Here is a 15,710-nt window from a genome sequence, read left to right on the forward strand (position 1 = left end):
AACAAACCCATGCACCCCCGCAACCGCCACTCCGCCCGCTACGATTTTCCGCAGCTTATTGCCGCCAGTCCGGCCCTCGCGCCCTTCGTGGCCCCCAACAAATACGGCGACGAAAGCATTGATTTCTCTGATTACGCTGCCGTGAAGGCCCTGAACCAGGCCCTGCTCAAGCAGTTCTACGGCGTGGCCAGCTGGGACATTCCGGCCGGCTACCTGTGCCCGCCCATTCCCGGCCGCGCCGACTACCTGCACCACGCCGCCGACCTGCTGGCCGCCGCCAACGGCGGTACGGTGCCGCAGGGCAAGGCCGTGCATGTGCTGGACGTGGGCGTGGGCGCCAACTGCGTGTATCCCATCGTCGGGACGCGGGAGTACAACTGGCACTTCGTGGGCTCCGATATTGATGGGGTGGCCCTAAAGGCAGCCAAGCACATGGTAGCTGCCAATCCGGTGCTGACCGGCCGCATCGAGCTGCGCCAGCAGTACCATGCTACTGATATTTTCGACGGCATCGTGAAGCCCCGCGAGGAGTTTGACCTGACGGTGTGCAACCCGCCGTTCCATTCGTCGGCTGAGGAAGCGGCGGCCGGTAGCCAGCGCAAAGGCCGCAACCTGGGCTACGCCAAAACGCCCGAACCCACGCTCAACTTCGGGGGGCGCAACACGGAGTTGTGGTACGAAGGCGGGGAGGAGCAATTTGTGCGCCGCATGGTGGAGCAGAGCGTGCCGCTGGCCTCGCGGGTGCTGTGGTTCACGTCGCTCATCTCCAAAAAGGAAACCCTGCGCAGCATCCACTACTTCCTCTCCAAAACCGCCGCCCTCGACGTGAAAACCATCGAGCTGGTGCACGGCCAGAAAGCCAGCCGCCTCGTGGCCTGGACGTTTCAGGACGCCGAGCAGCAGCACGCCTGGGCCGCCCGCCGCTGGAAGTAAGACAGCAACCGGCTAACAACAAAAAGGCCGCTCCCGAACGGGGGCGGCCTTTTTGTTGTGCTACTTCTATCTGACTATTCCACTACCACGCGGCTAACCTGCGTGGACTCGGGCGTCACAATCTGTACCAGGTAGAGGCCGGCTTTCAGCTGCGAGCCGTCGATGGCGACGTCCTGGCCGTTGAGGGCGCGGGTCTGCTCCAGCACGACGCGGCCCGTTACGTCGCGCAGCGTGATGGTGGCGGTGCGGGCTTTGGTGGCTTCCAGACGTAGCGAGAACTGGCCGCGCGTGGGGTTGGGGTATACCTGCACGCTGCTTTGCTGCACCGTGGCGGTTTTGTTCGACAGAATCAGGTTGCAGACCTGCACGCCCCGGTTCTGCTCGGCAATGCGGGCCGCAAACTCCTGGTAGTACTGGTTCGTGATGCGGGCATCGTGCACGATGAGCGTGTTTTCGTCGTTCTCGGTGTTGGCCGAGAGGCTCCAGTTGTGCGAGCCCACAAACACCTGCGGGTCCGACTGTGAGGCGCCGGCATCAATGATGGCGTATTTGTGGTGCATGATGCCAGGCGTATTTTTCACCATGGCGCGGGTGCCCATGGCCTGGCGCACGAGGCGAAACACGCTGCCGGCATTGGTAGAGCTGGTGTCGTTATTGAGCATCTCGGAGCAGGCTGCAAGGTTGCGCAGCAGCACCTGGTCGCGGATGGCACGCCCGATGTCGGTCTGCGTGTTGAGCATTGTGGCAATGTGCAGGTCGTTGTCGGCGGTGCGGATGGCGTCGATGAGGCGCCCGTTCACGTTGTCGGTCGGCGAGAACCACGACTCTACCAGCTTGCCCCCGATGTTGAGGTAGTGCGGCGTGTTGTCGGTTTTGCGCGAGCCAAACTTCACGGCGCCGGTGGTGGCGCCGCTGCCGCCCCACATTTCCTCAAACTCCATCTTGTACACGCGGGCCAGGGCCTGGTCCTGAATCACGATGACGTTGTTGCGGTCCGTGGAAAGCTGCGCCTGCGTCCAGTTGGTGGAGCCGGTCCACACCCACGGCACGTTGGGGTTCGTGTCTTCGGCATCAATGATGACGAATTTGTTGTGCATGATGCCCTGAATCGTGCCCGAGCCAGTCTGGGTGCGGCCCGTTCTGGCAATAGCCGCGGTCAGGCCCGGTACGCTCACGTTGTTGTTGTCGTCCTCATAAATCACGCGCACCCGCACGCCGCGGGCGTGAGCGGCATTCACGGCCGCCAGAATCGTGGGGCTGTTCCAGTTGTAGATGGCAATGTCGAGGGTGGTGGTGGCGCGGCCGATGTAGCGGGCCAGCGTATCGGCTACGGCGCCGCTGGGCAGAAACAGGGCGTTGTTGCCGGGCAGCGCGTAGGTGTTGTTCACCGGGTTGGTGAAGTAAGTGCGCATCTTGCCCGACGACAGCGAAGCCGTAATCATGGGCACCACCCGCGACTCGGAAAGGCCGGTGGCGTTGGTGGAGCTGGCTTTCACGTAGTACACCGTGGCCGGCGAGAGTCCCGAAATAGCCAGGCTGTGGTCGGTGGTGTTGGTGGTGCTGCTCACGGCCGTGAACGGGCCGGCTGCCGTAGTGGCGTACTCCAGTCGGGTGTTGCCGGGGTTCTGCGTGGTGAAGTGCACCGTGAAACCCGACGTGGTGATGTTCGTCGGGAAAGGCGTGTTCAGCACGTTAGGCGTGTTGCCCTGCAGGAAATCGGCGTAGAGTCGGGGCAGCAGCTGGTAGCCCGGGCCGGTAGGGCCGGGCGCCGTAGTCGTAAACTGGCTCATGATGCCTACCGCATCGAAAGTGCCGGTAGGCGAGGGTTTGCCAATCAGGCCGTAAGGGCCGGTAGAAGCGGCATTCACGTAAAGCACCGTGGCCGCGTTGTTGTTGATGCGGAACGTGGTGCTGCTGAACGAGGTGACGGGCGAGCCGGTCGTGGTGGTGATGGACGTAGCGCCGTTCAGGCGCACCAGCTGGCCCTCATACTGCTCGGCAAAAGCGGCTGTGAAGCCGCCGGCCGGAAACGCCACGGGCGTGGGCAGCGGCCGGTTGCCGGCCAGCACCGTCAACGACGACACGGGGTCCAGCTCCAGCAGGCCCCGGAAGTCCTTGAGTGTGCCCGTCACGATAATGGAGTCGCCGGGCACGACGCCGTTGGTCAGGGTAGTGGAGTACACTCCTATGCCGGCCGTGCCATCCTGCATGTAGCGGATGGCGCCCAGCTCGGGCCCGTTCGTGACGATGCCGCGCACCGTGACGGTGGCGCCGGACGTGTTGAAGGCCGGAGCCTGCGCCCGCGCGGCGGCAATGGTAATAGCCGTTTGGGCCTGGGCCGGCCGGAATGCGGCCATGCTGCAGAGCAAAGCCAGAAGAGTAAAGTTCTTCATAGAAGAAGTACGTGTGGGAAATAACTGTTATTCAGAGTGAAGCAGGTTGTAAATATCCTGATTTTCGGGCAGAATTCAGCCAGCTGCAAGGTGGGCTGTGCAGTATAAAGTCTGGATGAAGAAGCGGCCGGCGGCTTACATAATATTCACTTCGGGGTGCAGCTCCACCCCAAACTTTTCGCGCACCGAAGCAATGATTTCATAGGCCAGGTCGCGGATGTCCTGGCCTTGGGCGCCGCCGTGGTTCACGAGCACCAGCGCCTGCCGGTCGTGCACGCCGTGGGGGCCGCGGCGCAGGCCTTTCCAGCCGCACTGCTCAATCAGCCAGGCGGCCGGCACCTTCACGCCGCCGGGTACCGGGTAGCCGGGCAGGGCCGGGTACTGGCTTTTCAGCTCGTCGAAGCGGGCCTGCGAGATTTCCGGGTTCTTGAAGAACGAGCCGGCATTGCCGATCTGGGCGGGGTCGGGCAGCTTGCTGCGCCGGATGCTGCTCACGGCCTCGCTGATGTTGCGCGGCGTGGGCTCGCCGGCCACGCCCATATCCTGCAGCGTAGTCTGGATGTCGCCGTAGCGCACGTTGGGGCGGGCCTGGCGGTGCAGGCGCAGCAGCACGCCGGTCACGATGAACTGGTTTTTGAGCGCACCCTTGAACACACTTTCGCGGTAGCCGAAGCCGCACTCCGCCGCCGAAAACGTGCGCAGCTCGCCGGTAGCGGTTTCCAGCGCCTCCAACTGCTCAAAGGTGTCTTTCAGCTCCGCGCCGTAGGCCCCGATGTTCTGCAGCGGCGCCGCGCCCACCGTGCCCGGAATCAACGACAGGTTTTCGATGCCGCTCAGCTCCTGGTCCAGCGCGTACTGCACCAGCCCGTGCCAGCTCTCGCCGGCCCCGGCCCGCACCAGCGCCGAGGCATCATCCTGACTGATGATTTCCAGGCCCCGGATTTCGTTTTTGAGCACTACGCCCTCGAAATCCTTGGTGAACAGCAGATTGGAGCCGCCGCCCAGCACCAGCTTCTCGCTTTGCTGCACCTCGGGCAAAGCCAGCAGGGCCCGCAGCTCATCCACGGAAGAGAAACGGGCAAACAGGCGGGCCTTTACCTCAAGGCCGAAGGTGTTGTAGGGGCGGAGCGAAACGTCGTGTTCGAGAACGGGAGCCGAAGCCATAGCAGGAGCGGTAAGGAGGTTGCCCGGCAAAGGTAAGGGGCCCGGCGCTCTATGAAACACGCCACCCCGGCACCGCCAACGTGGGCAGGCCGGGGCGGCGCAGATTATTGGAAGGAAGCACGCGAATTACCGCACGCGGTAGCCACTCACGGCGTAGTAGAGCAGGTAGGCATAGCACAGGGCCGGCAGCACAAACGCCACGCGCAGGCCGCCGCCGTGGGTGGCCACCAGGCCCATCAGCGGCGGAATGACGGCTCCGCCCACAATGGCCATAATCAGGTAGGACGAGCCCTGCTTGGTGAACCTGCCCAGGCCCGTAATGGCCAGCGGAAACACTACAGGCCAGATAATGGAGTTGCAGAGGCCGCAGAGCACCACCAGCCACAGGGCCGTTTCGCCGTGGCTGAAGATGGACAGGAGCACGAACAGAGTGCCGGCAGCGCACACGCCCACCAGCAATTTGCGGGCATCGAAGCGGGTAAGCAGCGGAATCCCGATGATGCGGCCTACCATCAGCCCAAACCAGTACGACGATACCAGCACGGCCCCTACGGCTTTGGTGAAGCCAGCGCTGGTATCAATCGGGTCGGGGGTGTTGCCGAACAGCGCGGCGGCCCAGCTGGTAGCCACGCTCAGGCCACGCACCAGCTCCTGCGTGAAGCCGCTGAGCTGGCTGATGTTCTGGCTTTCGCCGTAGCGAATCAGGAACGAGCCCAGGCCTACTTCGACGCCCACATACGTGAAAATGGCCACCACGCCCAGCGCCAGGTGGCGGAAGTCGAGGGCGGAGCGGCGGCCGGTTTCGGCGGCGGCTTGCGCGGCCGCGGCTTCTTCATCGGCCGGAATGCTTTCAATTTCGGGCAGGCGCACCAGGAAAAACAGCACCGCCAGCACCGCCAGAAACACGGCCAGGCCCAGGTAGAGAGGCTTTACGAGGGCGGCTTCCTGGGTGAGGCGCTCTTCCAGCGGAAGCTGCGCCAGCCGGGCCTTGAGCACCGCCGAGCCACCGAACAGAATCAGGCCGCCGATAAGGGGCGAGATGGTGCCGCCCAGCCCGTTGGCCACGCCCACGATGCTCACGCGGCTGGCCGCCGTGCGGGCCGGCCCCAGCACCGATACGTAGGGGTTGGCCGCCACCTGCAGCAGCGTCACGCCCGCGCCCAGCAGGCCCAGCGCCAGCAGAAACAGCCCGAACGTGCGCGAATTGGCCGCCGGCACAAACAGCAGCGCGCCCAGCGCCATCACCAGCAGCCCTAGCACAATGCCGCGCTTAAAGCCCAGCTTTTCCAGCACCCGCCCCGCCGGCAGCGACATCAGGAAATACGCCCCGAAAAACGCCGACTGCACCGCCGACGACTGCAAATCGGTGAGCTGGCACACATCCTTGAGGTAGGGCATGAGCACGTCGTTGAAATTGGTGACGGCCCCGAACAGGAAGAACAGGGTGGTCATCAGCACCATGGGCCCGGCGTAGGAGCGGGTGGCGCTGGCAGCTGTGGTGGGAGCAGAAGAAGTAAGAGGAGCAGCCATGCAGGCAGAATGAGGGGTATAGGAACGCCTTAAAGATAGAGGGTAATGCGCAGTTGAAGCGTGCCGGGTACGGCATGGGCGCGTGGGGCTCGGCTATTGCCACGCTTGCCGGCGGCAGCGGAAATTCTTAGCGAGTCGAATTGGCCAATAGGCCCGCCTGCTGGTAGAAAGCCATTTCGTTTTGGTTTCGGCTGTCGGTTGCTGTATAAAGTAAAACAGGTTCCGCTCCAGTTCGAATGTTACTTTCTGCATACCTCGGCGCAGCATGATGTACGGCAGACCAACAAAGAAAAAGCCTGATAACAGAACCGCAGCTAGCAAAACCAGCCCGCCGGCCAGGGTCAAGCCCTGGTCCTAGGTGATGAGCGTTACGAGAAAAAACAGCATTCCCACCACGTAGAAAAGGGCAAAAAACAGGAATCTACGGGACACGCCGTTTATTTCCCCTTCCAGCCGGGTGCCTGCCGGAGTTGGCAGAGCCAGGCCTTCGAAAGTAGGCAGATAGAACTGGTGGCCGTCGGGGCGCGGTTTCAACTGGATGAACTCAGGCCGCACAACGCCACAATACGGGGCAACCGTGGGGGAGAAAATGCGGCCCAGCCGGCCGAACGGATTCAGGTGCGGCGGTGCCACGTGTGGCTGCAGGCGCTGCAAAAATTGCGCTGTATCAACCGGTAATTCCAGGGCAAAGGGCGTAATCAGCCGGATTCGGCGTAGTAGCTCTTTCATTGAAATAAAAGTAACAGGTGGCCCCGACGGTAGTCAGCGCCGGGTAAAGATAGGTGTGGTATAGCCGAAGCCCGTTACTTTCCCGACCTTTGCCGCTTCACTTCGTTTTCCGACTTCGTATGGCCCAGGCCCGCCGCTCCGCTCCGTTCTACATGACTGCCACCACCCAGTTCGGGCTCGAAGAAATTCTGGCCGAAGAGCTGTACCAATTGGGGGCCGAAATCGAGAAGATTGGCCAGCGGGCCGTGGAGTTTGTGGGCGACATGCAGCTCTGCTACGAGGCCAACCTGTGGTGCCGCACCGCCGTGCGCATCCTGCGGCCCTTCGCCGGCTTTTACGCCCCCAACGAGAAGGCACTGTACCGCGAAGTAGGCCGCATCAACTGGCAGGATTACATCCAGCCCGACCAGACGTTTGCCATTACCTCGGTCGTCAACAACTCCACGTTCGAGCACTCGCTGTTCGTGGCCCAGCTCACCAAAGACGCCATCGTCGACCAGTTCCGGGACCGGACCGGCCAGCGCCCCAGCGTCGACGTGAAGAACCCTGACATCCGGCTGCACCTGCACATGCTCGAAAACGAGGTGGTACTCAGCCTCGATTCCTCCGGCGAGTCGCTGCACAAGCGCGGCTACCGCCAGCAAACCAACGTGGCCCCGCTCAACGAGGCCCTGGCCGCCGGCATCCTGCTGCTCGCCGACTGGGACGGCAAAAAAACGGTAGTAGACCCCATGTGCGGCTCCGGCACGCTGCTCACCGAAGCGGCGCTCATTGCCCAGCGCATTGCGCCGGGCCTGTACCATCAGGGCAAATTCGGCTTCGAGAACTGGCCCGATTTCGACAAGGCCCTGTGGGAATCGGTGCGCCTAGATGCCGAGCAGGCCCGCCTCGACGAGCCCCAGGCCCTGCTCTATGGCTCCGACCTGTCGCCGGAGTTCATCGAGTTGGCCCGCGAAAACGTGGAAGCTGCCGGCCTCGAAGACTTCATCCGCTTCGCCGTGCGCGACGTGAAAGAGGCCACCGCCCCCAAAGGCGAGCCGGGCATTGTGGTGATGAACCCGCCCTATGGCGAGCGAATCGGCGAGGAAGCCGAGATGGATGCCCTCTACAAAACCATCGGCGACACGCTCAAAACCAACTTCCAGGGCTACGACGCCTTCATCTTCACCGGCAACCTGGAAGCCGCCAAGCGCGTCGGCCTGAAAGCCTCGCGCCGCATCCCGCTCTTCAACGGCGCCATCGACTGCCGCCTGCTGAAGTACGAGCTGTACCGCGGCAGCCGCCGCACCCCAGCGCCCGAAACCCAGGAGTAGGCTCTATACACGCCTGTCATCCTGAGCAGCGCGAAGGATCTTGCCACGCCAGAACGATTCTGGTCAACGTGATAAGGTCCTTCGCTGCGCTCAGGATGACAGGCTTTTGCAGGACTTGTTCAGGCGGCCGGCCGCTCTTTTGGCGTGTTGTCTGAAGGGTGAGGCGGAACCGCGTACCTTTGCAGGCTAATTCCAAGTTTATGCCTTCCTTCGCCGACCTCGGCCTCGCGCCTTATCTTCTGCAAGCCCTCGAAGAGCTGCAATTCGTTCAGCCCACGCCCGTGCAGGAGCAGGTGCTTCCGCTCACGCTCGATGGGCAGGATGTGGCCGGTCAGGCGCCCACCGGCTCCGGCAAAACTGCCGCCTACGGCCTCGGGCTGCTGCAGCAGGTTGACGTGAAGAACGACGCCGTGCAGATGCTGGTGCTGGTGCCCGCCCGCGAGCTGGCCCTGCAGGTGCGCGACGCTCTCAAGAAAATGGGTAAATTTCTGCCCAATCTGCGGGTAGCCGCCTTCTACGGTGGCCACGCTTTCGGCGAAGAAAAGGCTTCCCTCACGCAGGCACCGCACATTGTGGTAGCCACGCCCGGCCGCTTCCTCGACCACCTGGAGCGCCGCACCATCATCCCGAACCAGCTCAAAAGCCTGGTACTCGACGAAGCCGACAAGCTGCTGGAGCTAGGCTTCCAGGACGAGCTGGTGGAGATTGTGAAGCGCCTGCCCCGCCGCCGCCAGACCCTGCTGTTCTCGGCCACGATGTCGGATAAGGTGCTGGAGCTGATCCGCAAAAACCTGACGCGGCCCCGCGTTATCAACCTCGGGGAGGACGAGGACCGGCTGCCCGAAAACCTCACGCTGCTCGGCCACGTCGGCCCGATTGAGCTGAAGCCGGCCGCGCTGCTGCACATCCTGCGCCAGCCCGAAACCGGCCGCGCCCTCATCTTCTGCAACACCCGGGAGCGGTGCATGGAGCTGGCCCGCTTCCTGCAGGGCCGTGAAGTGGCGGCCGAAGTGCTGCACGGCAAAATGCCCCAGCCGGAGCGCGACAAAGCCCTGCTGAAGCTGCGCAACGGCTCCAGCCAGGTGCTGGTAGCCACCGACGTAGCCGCCCGCGGCCTCGACGTGACCCTGCTCGACACCGTGGTGCAGTACGATGCCCCCGACAAAGCTGACGGCTTCCAGCACCGGGCCGGCCGCACGGCCCGCGCTGGTGCCGCCGGCACGGCCCACATCCTGGCCACACCCAAGGAGCAGTCCCACGTGAAGAAATGGCCCGTCGCCGACAGCATCAAGTGGAGCGACATGAAGGCGCCCAAGCTGCCGCCTGCTGCCCCCAAAGCCCCCAAACCCGAAAACGTGACGGTTCACGTGACGGCCGGCAAGAAAGACAAAGTCAGTGCCCACGACCTGGTAGGCGCCTTCGTGAACGTGGGCGGCGTAGCCCGCGAGCAGGTCGGCCACATCGAAGTGTTCGACTACTACAGCTACGTGGCCGTGCCGCGCGGCCAGGTGCAGGACGTGGTGCAGCGCCTGCTAGGCGCCAAGGTGAAAGGCAAGAAAGTGCGCGTCTCGATAGTGCAATAGAATCAGTACAAGAACCGGTAAACCCCAGAACGTCATTCCGAGCTTGCCGAGGAATCTTGCGTGCTGATGTCTGAATACCATTTCGACATCAGCACGCAAGATTCCACGGCAAGCTCGGAATGACGTTTTATGTATCCTGTAGATATGCCCCAGCAACTCCTCTTCATCTGCAGCCAGAACCGCTGGCGGAGCCTCACGGCCGAGTGGCTGTTTGAGGGGCACGCGGTGTATCAGGCGCGTTCGGCCGGCACCGAGCCGGGGGCGCGGGTGCGCGTCACGGCGGGGCACCTGGGCTGGGCCGATGTGGTGTTTGTGATGGAGCGTAAGCACGCCGACCTGCTGCGGCAGAAGTTTCCGGAGGCGCTGGCTGGCAAGCCCGTCGTCACGCTGCGCATCCCCGACAAGTTTCAGTTCATGGACCACATTCTGCAGGACTTGCTGCGCGAACGGCTGCGGGAGCACCTGCCGGAACTGTAGCGCGCCGTACCCCGAAGCGGCGCTTTGGTCGGGGAAGCGGCACTGCGCAGTGCTGGTTCGGTAAGCCGAAGCGCCGCTTCGGGGTACAACCAAACCGCTGGCCGGCCGTTTAGCGGCGCATGCCTTACCTGATTTTTGCGGCTATTGTGGCCGGGGTGCTTTTCCTATTCTACCGCTACCTCACCGCCGACGCGCGCCGCAAAGCCGCAGCCCTGGCCGAAGAGTTTCCGGCCGCGTGGCAGCAGGTGCTAGCCGAGCGGGTGGCCTTCTACAACTCTCTGACGCCCGTAGAAAAAGCCCGCTTCGAGAAGCGCGTGCAGGTGTTTCTGGCCGCCACCCGCATTACCGGCATCCAGACTGATATCGACGACCAGACGCGGGTGCTGGTGGCGGCGTCGGCCATCATTCCCGTGTTTGGATTTCCGGACTGGGAGTACGGCAACCTGAGCGAAGTGCTGGTGGTACCCGACGCCTGGAAGGAGCCGCAAAATCCTGATAAAGAGGTGGCCCCGCTGGCCGGCACGCTGCTGGGCTCGGTGCGCAACTTCCAGACGTCCCACTACATGCACCTGTCGAAGGCCTCGCTGGAGCGCGGCTTTCAGGACTCGCTGGACCGCCAGAACGTGGGCATCCATGAGTTTGCGCACCTGCTCGATGAGGCCGACGGCGTGATTGACGGCGTGCCCGCCACGGTGTTTCCGGCGGCCCTGCGCCCCGAGTGGGAAGCCGTAATGGCACGCGAAATTGCCGCCATCCGGGCCGGCAACTCCGAAATCAACGACTACGCCGGCACCAATGAGGCCGAGTTTTTTGCCGTTGTCACGGAGTACTTCTTTGAGAAGCCCGAGAAGCTACAGCAGCACCACCCCGAGCTGTATGGCCTGCTGCTGCTGGCTTTCCGCCAAAACCCCAAAAGCCGCTTCCAGCGCTGGCACATCGACCCGCGCGAGTGGCTCAAGACGCTGCGCAGCCGCCGCAAGTTCGGCCGCAACGACCCGTGCCCCTGCGGCAGCGGCAAGAAGTACAAAGAGTGCCACCAGTTGCAGGAAGCCGCTGCCGCGTAGGCAACTACAATCATTCTACCTGTCATCCTGAGCACAGCGAAGGACCTTATCACACTTGGGCAAGTGCTTCCGGTGTAATAAGGTCTTCTGTATTCACCTTATGCATGGCATATTTCGAAAGACATAGGCTATTTTGGCAGTTACCAGTATGCTTTAGAGGCTGTTTCGGTAGGCATTGCTCATGCTCAGCTTGTCGAAGCATCTCTACCGCTTCGTTGCAATGGTAGTCAGACGAAGCGGTAGAGATGCTTCGACAAGCTCAGCATGACGTGCTACTACTTCCTAAACAGATTCATTCTTTAAATTCCTAAAACCGCTTTATTGCCTACCTGATCAATCTTTACTGAGAGCGTATCTGCTATGCAGCTAAACCCGGCCACCTTCTGGCGCGACAACGACACCCAGCGCCCACCGCTGACCGCCGCCCTGGTGCGGGAGGCCGAAACCACCCTCGGCGTGCAGCTGCCGCCGGCCCTGCTGGATTTGCTGCGGGTGCAGAACGGGGGCTATACCAACGAATTTGCCTTTCCCATGCCGCCGCCCACACCCTGGGGCGACGATTACCTGCTGCTGGATGAGCTGTTCGGCATCGTGCCCGACCCCACGCTGCGCACCACCCAGAACCTGCTCGATACACCCTACCTCACCGCCGAATGGTGCCTGCCGCCCCGGCAGGTGCTGCTGGCCGGCGACGGCCACACCTGGCTTTCCCTGGATTATCGCGCTGGCCCCGTGCCCGCGATGGTGTGGCTTGATGCTGATGATGCGCTGGTGGTGCCGGTTGCGCCCAGCTTCGAGGCGTTTCTGGCGGGGCTGGTGCCGGCCGGGCAGCTGGGCGCGTAGCGGCCCTCTGCCCCAATCCGGTTAACTTGGGGGCATGAAGAAGACTTCTTTTTCCGCTATGGCGGTTGCGGCGCTGCTGGCCGCCTGCGCCCCCACGGCCAACACCCCAACCGCTTCTACCACGCCCGCCACCACCACGCCTGAGCCAGCTACCCAGCCCGCGGTGCCATCGTGGCCGGAGCGGGCGGAGGCATTCCTGACGGGGTACTCCGCCGAGTACGTGCGCCTCTACACGCAGTCGGCGGAGGCGGAGTGGCGCTCCAACACGCGCATTGTGCCCGGCGACACCAGTAACGCCGGCGCTACAGCTCGCGCCAACGAGCGGATGGCGGCCTTTGCTGGTAGCGCCGCCAATATCAAGGAGTTGCGCGAGCTGCTCGACCACAAAGACCAACTCACGGATCTGCAGGTGAAGCAGTTGCAAGCGGCCCTCTACAACGCCGCTAACTCGCCCCAGACCATTGCCGACGTGGTGAAGCGCCGCATCAAGGCCGAAGCCGCTCAGACGGAAAAGCTCTACGGATTCGATTATAAATTCGGCGGCAAGTCCGTCACGACCAACGACCTGGATGAGCTGCTGCGCAAGGAAAACAACCCGGCGAAGCGCCAGCAGATCTGGGAAGCCAGCAAGGCCATTGGCCCCACGCTGAAAGACGGCTTGCTGAACCTGCGCGACCTGCGCAACCAAACCGTGCAGGCCCTCGGCTACCCCGACTACTTCTCGTACCAGGCTTCCGACTACGGCATGAGCCGCGAGGAAATGCTGACGCTGGTGCGCAAAATCAACGAGGAGCTGCGCCCGCTCTACCGCGAGTTGCACACCTACGCCCGCTACGAGCTGGCCAAAAAGTACGGTCAGAAGCAGGTGCCCGACTACCTGCCCGCTTCCTGGCTGCCCAACCGCTGGGGCCAGGACTGGAGCGCCATGGTGGACGTGAAAGGCCTCAACCTCGACCCGATACTGGCCAAGAAGGGCGCCGAGTGGCAGGTGAAGCAGGCCGAGCGGTTCTACCAGAGCCTGGGCTTCCAGGCGCTGCCGCCGGTGTTCTACGAGAAGTCCAGCCTGTATCCGCTGCCCAAAGACGCCGCTTATAAGAAGAACAACCACGCCTCGGCCTGGCACATGGACCTGAACCAGGACGTGCGCAGCCTGATGAGCGTGGAAGGCAACACCGAGTGGTACGAAACCACTCACCACGAGCTGGGCCACATCTACTACTACCTCACCTACACCAACCCCGAGGTGCCGCCGCTGCTGCGCCAGGGCGCCAACCGCGCCTACCATGAAGCCATGGGCAGTCTCATGGGCCTGGCCGCCACCCAGAAGCCGTTTCTGGCGGGCCTGGGCCTGGTGGATGCCAAAACCAAAACCGACCAGACCCAGACGCTACTGAAAGAAGCGCTGAACTACGCCGTGTTCATTCCGTTTGCCTCGGGCGTGATGAGCGAATGGGAAAACAGCTTCTACGCCGACAAGCTGCCCGCCGACCAGCTCAACGCCCGCTGGTGGGCCCTGGCCAAGCAGTACCAGGGCATCGTGCCGCCCACCACGCGCGGCGAGCAGTACCTCGACCCGGCCACCAAAACCCACATCAATGACGACCCCGCGCAGTACTACGACTACGCCCTGAGCTACGTCATCCTGTTCCAGCTCCACGACCACATCAGCAAGAACATCCTCAAGCAGGACCCGCACGCCACCAATTACTACGGCAGCAAAGAGGTAGGCTCGTTCCTGGCCGACATCATGCGGCCCGGTTCCAGCAAAGACTGGCGCGTGGTGCTCAAGGAAAAAACCGGTGAAGACCTGTCGGCCCGCGCCATGGTGGAATACTTCCAGCCCTTGATGGCTTACCTCAAGCAGCAGAACAAAGGCCGCAAGTACACGATGTAACAATGAAATCCCGGCGCATATGCGCCGGGATTCTACTTTCCAGCAGCTGTATGAAACGTACTCGTCTGTTCGCGTGCTTGTTTTTGGCCGTGTTTCTTGCCGTAGTTTCTTCCAAGGTCCGTGCACAGACTACCGCGCCGCTCAGCATCGGCCAGACGTTCACCATAGAGTCGAAGGTGCTGGGCGAAACCCGGCGGGTTAATGTGTACCGGCCGCAGGCGTATGGCCAAGCGGCAGATGCGCCTCTGCCGGTGCTGTACATGCCGGATGGCGGCATGGCTGAGGATTTTCTGCATGTGGCGGGGCTGATGCAGGTGTCGGTAGGCAACGGAACGATGCGGCCGTTTCTGCTGGTCGGCATTGAAAACACGGAGCGCCGCCGCGACATGACCGGCCCCACCACCAACCCCGAGGACAAGAAAATAGCACCCCGCGTAGGCGGCTCCGCTGCCTTTCGCCGCTTCATTCGTTCCGAGCTGATGCTCGAAATCAAGCGCCGCTACCCCACAACCGCCGAAACGGCCGTAGTAGGCGAGTCGCTGGCGGGCCTGTTCGTGGTGGAAACCCTGCTGCTGGAACCCGACCTGTTCGACGCCTACCTCGCCTCTGACCCCAGCCTGTGGTGGAACAGCAAATATCTGGTGCAGCAGGCGCCTAAGCTGCTGGCAGCGTACAAAGGCGCTCCTAAAACGTTGTTCATCGCCACCAGCAACGAGCCCCAGATTGTGGCAGATGCGGGCAGCTTCGTGAAGGCATTGCAGGTAGCCGGCAGCCGTGCCATTACCTGGCACTACGAGTCCATGCCGCAGGAAACGCACGGTACCATCTACCATCCGGCCGCCTTGCTGGCTTTCCGGGCGGTGTTTAAACCGCAAAAGCCGGCCACAGCCAAATAGCATCAGGAATCTGAGCTTGCCATTCCGGCGCAGCTTACCAGGCAGCAGTAAAACCGAAAGGGCCGGTGTACACCGGCCCTTTTTGCTAATAGTTGGCTTCGGAAGCCGGCAAGTCAATCAAAATAAACTGAGCGTCCTTGCTGGCCCTGATTTCCAGCACGTGCTCATCGGTGGAGCGCACCTGGTCGTTGGGGCCAAGGTCTACGCCGTTGATGTAGAGTGAGCCTTCCTTCACATAAATGAAGGTATTGCGGATCGGGAAAGTCTTGAACGTTACGGTTTTGTCTTCGCGCAGATTGCACCAGTATACGGTTGTGTTGGAGTTCATAAACACCACGTCTTCCAGCACTTTCTGGCCCGAAACCAACGGTACCAGCTCGTTTTTGCTGTCCAGAAAATCTACGTCCTTCTGCTCGTAGCTGGGGGCGAGGCCGCGCTGGTTGGGCATAAACCACAACTGGTAGATGTGGGCCGGTTTTTCTTCAGCATTATGCTCGGAATGGGCCAGTCCGGTGCCGGCCGTCATGCGTTGCACTTCGCCTTTCTTGATGGTCGCCTTGTTGCCCATCGTGTCTTCGTGGCAAAGCTCACCCTCCAGCACCAGCGTCACGATTTCCATCTCGGAGTGCGGATGCTGCGGGAAACCGGACTCTCCCTGAATGGTATCGTCGTTGAAGACGCGCAACGGGCCGAACTGCACGTTCTGCGGGTCGTAGTAGTCGGCGAAGCTGAACAGGAAGTAGCTGCTGAGCCACTGTACCGGAGCGGCGTGGTGGCGGTCGGTGGCAGGAATAACCTTGAGCATAGTGAGGCGAGGGTAAGTGGTTCTACTGCCCTTACGCACTAACGCAAACGGAAGTTAGACGCCGCCCGTTATTGCCCGTGCCAGCG

At 62.4% G+C, this 15,710-nt stretch carries 13 protein-coding genes; 8 read left to right on the plus strand and 5 right to left on the minus strand.

Features of this window, described 5'->3' with window-relative positions:
- The first annotated feature begins 9 nt into the window (after positions 1 to 9).
- On the plus strand, positions 10 to 933 hold the full coding sequence (gene rlmF, locus BUE15_RS06640) for a 23S rRNA (adenine(1618)-N(6))-methyltransferase RlmF (protein ID WP_073282366.1): 924 nt from the start codon (positions 10 to 12) through the stop codon (positions 931 to 933).
- Between the two features lie 74 nt (positions 934 to 1,007).
- On the opposite strand, the gene BUE15_RS06645 is transcribed toward rlmF, so the two are convergent.
- The 4 genes from BUE15_RS06645 to BUE15_RS06665 all read right to left on the minus strand — a co-directional run bounded on the left by BUE15_RS06645 (position 1,008) and on the right by BUE15_RS06665 (position 6,749).
- Positions 1,008 to 3,326, minus strand: coding sequence for a phospholipase D-like domain-containing protein (locus BUE15_RS06645; RefSeq protein ID WP_073282368.1), 2,319 nt, complete (start codon positions 3,324 to 3,326; stop codon positions 1,008 to 1,010).
- A gap of 135 nt (positions 3,327 to 3,461) precedes the next feature.
- Complete coding sequence (gene murB / locus BUE15_RS06650) at positions 3,462 to 4,490, minus strand: UDP-N-acetylmuramate dehydrogenase (RefSeq protein ID WP_073282370.1); 1,029 nt, start codon at positions 4,488 to 4,490, stop codon at positions 3,462 to 3,464.
- 126 nt (positions 4,491 to 4,616) lie between these two features.
- Positions 4,617 to 6,020, minus strand: a complete 1,404-nt coding sequence (locus tag BUE15_RS06655) for a sugar MFS transporter (RefSeq protein WP_073282372.1) — start codon at positions 6,018 to 6,020, stop codon at positions 4,617 to 4,619.
- Positions 6,021 to 6,374: 354 nt separating this feature from the next.
- Positions 6,375 to 6,749 carry a hypothetical protein gene (locus tag BUE15_RS06665; protein ID WP_073282376.1) on the minus strand — a complete coding sequence of 125 codons (375 nt, stop codon included), beginning with the start codon at positions 6,747 to 6,749 and terminating at the stop codon, positions 6,375 to 6,377.
- Between the two features lie 119 nt (positions 6,750 to 6,868).
- On the opposite strand from BUE15_RS06665, the gene BUE15_RS06670 reads away from it, so the two are divergent.
- The 7 genes from BUE15_RS06670 to BUE15_RS06700 all read left to right on the plus strand — a co-directional run bounded on the left by BUE15_RS06670 (position 6,869) and on the right by BUE15_RS06700 (position 14,819).
- Positions 6,869 to 8,062 carry a THUMP domain-containing class I SAM-dependent RNA methyltransferase gene (locus BUE15_RS06670; protein WP_073282378.1) on the plus strand — a complete coding sequence of 398 codons (1,194 nt, stop codon included), beginning with the start codon at positions 6,869 to 6,871 and terminating at the stop codon, positions 8,060 to 8,062.
- A gap of 200 nt (positions 8,063 to 8,262) precedes the next feature.
- Positions 8,263 to 9,645: a DEAD/DEAH box helicase gene (locus BUE15_RS06675; RefSeq protein WP_073282618.1), complete on the plus strand. Its 1,383-nt coding sequence runs from the start codon at positions 8,263 to 8,265 to the stop codon at positions 9,643 to 9,645.
- Positions 9,646 to 9,789: 144 nt separating this feature from the next.
- Positions 9,790 to 10,122, plus strand: a complete 333-nt coding sequence (locus tag BUE15_RS06680) for a low molecular weight protein tyrosine phosphatase family protein (RefSeq protein ID WP_073282380.1) — start codon at positions 9,790 to 9,792, stop codon at positions 10,120 to 10,122.
- 119 nt (positions 10,123 to 10,241) lie between these two features.
- A complete protein-coding gene (locus BUE15_RS06685) occupies positions 10,242 to 11,186 on the plus strand; it encodes a M90 family metallopeptidase (protein WP_073282382.1) in 945 nt (314 codons plus the stop codon).
- A gap of 360 nt (positions 11,187 to 11,546) precedes the next feature.
- The gene (locus tag BUE15_RS06690) at positions 11,547 to 12,029 is read left to right on the plus strand and encodes an SMI1/KNR4 family protein (RefSeq protein ID WP_073282384.1); all 483 of its coding nucleotides are present in this window, start codon (positions 11,547 to 11,549) and stop codon (positions 12,027 to 12,029) included.
- A gap of 34 nt (positions 12,030 to 12,063) precedes the next feature.
- Positions 12,064 to 13,923 (plus strand): M2 family metallopeptidase, encoded by a 1,860-nt coding sequence (locus BUE15_RS06695; RefSeq protein WP_073282386.1) that lies wholly within the window; start codon positions 12,064 to 12,066, stop codon positions 13,921 to 13,923.
- A 50-nt stretch (positions 13,924 to 13,973) separates the two neighbouring features.
- Positions 13,974 to 14,819 (plus strand): alpha/beta hydrolase, encoded by an 846-nt coding sequence (locus tag BUE15_RS06700; protein WP_073282388.1) that lies wholly within the window; start codon positions 13,974 to 13,976, stop codon positions 14,817 to 14,819.
- An 85-nt stretch (positions 14,820 to 14,904) separates the two neighbouring features.
- On the opposite strand, the gene BUE15_RS06705 is transcribed toward BUE15_RS06700, so the two are convergent.
- Positions 14,905 to 15,624 carry a pirin family protein gene (locus BUE15_RS06705; protein WP_073282390.1) on the minus strand — a complete coding sequence of 240 codons (720 nt, stop codon included), beginning with the start codon at positions 15,622 to 15,624 and terminating at the stop codon, positions 14,905 to 14,907.
- Positions 15,625 to 15,710 lie beyond the last annotated feature (86 nt).

It is taken from the genome of Hymenobacter psychrotolerans DSM 18569 (genome assembly GCF_900142395.1).
GTDB classification, from domain to species: Bacteria; Bacteroidota; Bacteroidia; order Cytophagales; family Hymenobacteraceae; genus Hymenobacter; species Hymenobacter psychrotolerans.

What these genes read in the sequence shown, in the direction of transcription:
- rlmF (WP_073282366.1), top strand. Translation starts at nt 10, where the DNA reads ATGCACCCCCGCAACCGCCACTCCGCCCGCTACGATTTTCCGCAGCTT.
- BUE15_RS06645 (WP_073282368.1), bottom strand. Translation starts at nt 3,326, where the DNA reads ATGAAGAACTTTACTCTTCTGGCTTTGCTCTGCAGCATGGCCGCATTC.
- murB (WP_073282370.1), bottom strand. Translation starts at nt 4,490, where the DNA reads ATGGCTTCGGCTCCCGTTCTCGAACACGACGTTTCGCTCCGCCCCTAC.
- BUE15_RS06655 (WP_073282372.1), bottom strand. Translation starts at nt 6,020, where the DNA reads ATGGCTGCTCCTCTTACTTCTTCTGCTCCCACCACAGCTGCCAGCGCC.
- BUE15_RS06665 (WP_073282376.1), bottom strand. Translation starts at nt 6,749, where the DNA reads ATGAAAGAGCTACTACGCCGAATCCGGCTGATTACGCCCTTTGCCCTG.
- BUE15_RS06670 (WP_073282378.1), top strand. Translation starts at nt 6,869, where the DNA reads ATGGCCCAGGCCCGCCGCTCCGCTCCGTTCTACATGACTGCCACCACC.
- BUE15_RS06675 (WP_073282618.1), top strand. Translation starts at nt 8,263, where the DNA reads ATGCCTTCCTTCGCCGACCTCGGCCTCGCGCCTTATCTTCTGCAAGCC.
- BUE15_RS06680 (WP_073282380.1), top strand. Translation starts at nt 9,790, where the DNA reads ATGCCCCAGCAACTCCTCTTCATCTGCAGCCAGAACCGCTGGCGGAGC.
- BUE15_RS06685 (WP_073282382.1), top strand. Translation starts at nt 10,242, where the DNA reads ATGCCTTACCTGATTTTTGCGGCTATTGTGGCCGGGGTGCTTTTCCTA.
- BUE15_RS06690 (WP_073282384.1), top strand. Translation starts at nt 11,547, where the DNA reads ATGCAGCTAAACCCGGCCACCTTCTGGCGCGACAACGACACCCAGCGC.
- BUE15_RS06695 (WP_073282386.1), top strand. Translation starts at nt 12,064, where the DNA reads ATGAAGAAGACTTCTTTTTCCGCTATGGCGGTTGCGGCGCTGCTGGCC.
- BUE15_RS06700 (WP_073282388.1), top strand. Translation starts at nt 13,974, where the DNA reads ATGAAACGTACTCGTCTGTTCGCGTGCTTGTTTTTGGCCGTGTTTCTT.
- BUE15_RS06705 (WP_073282390.1), bottom strand. Translation starts at nt 15,624, where the DNA reads ATGCTCAAGGTTATTCCTGCCACCGACCGCCACCACGCCGCTCCGGTA.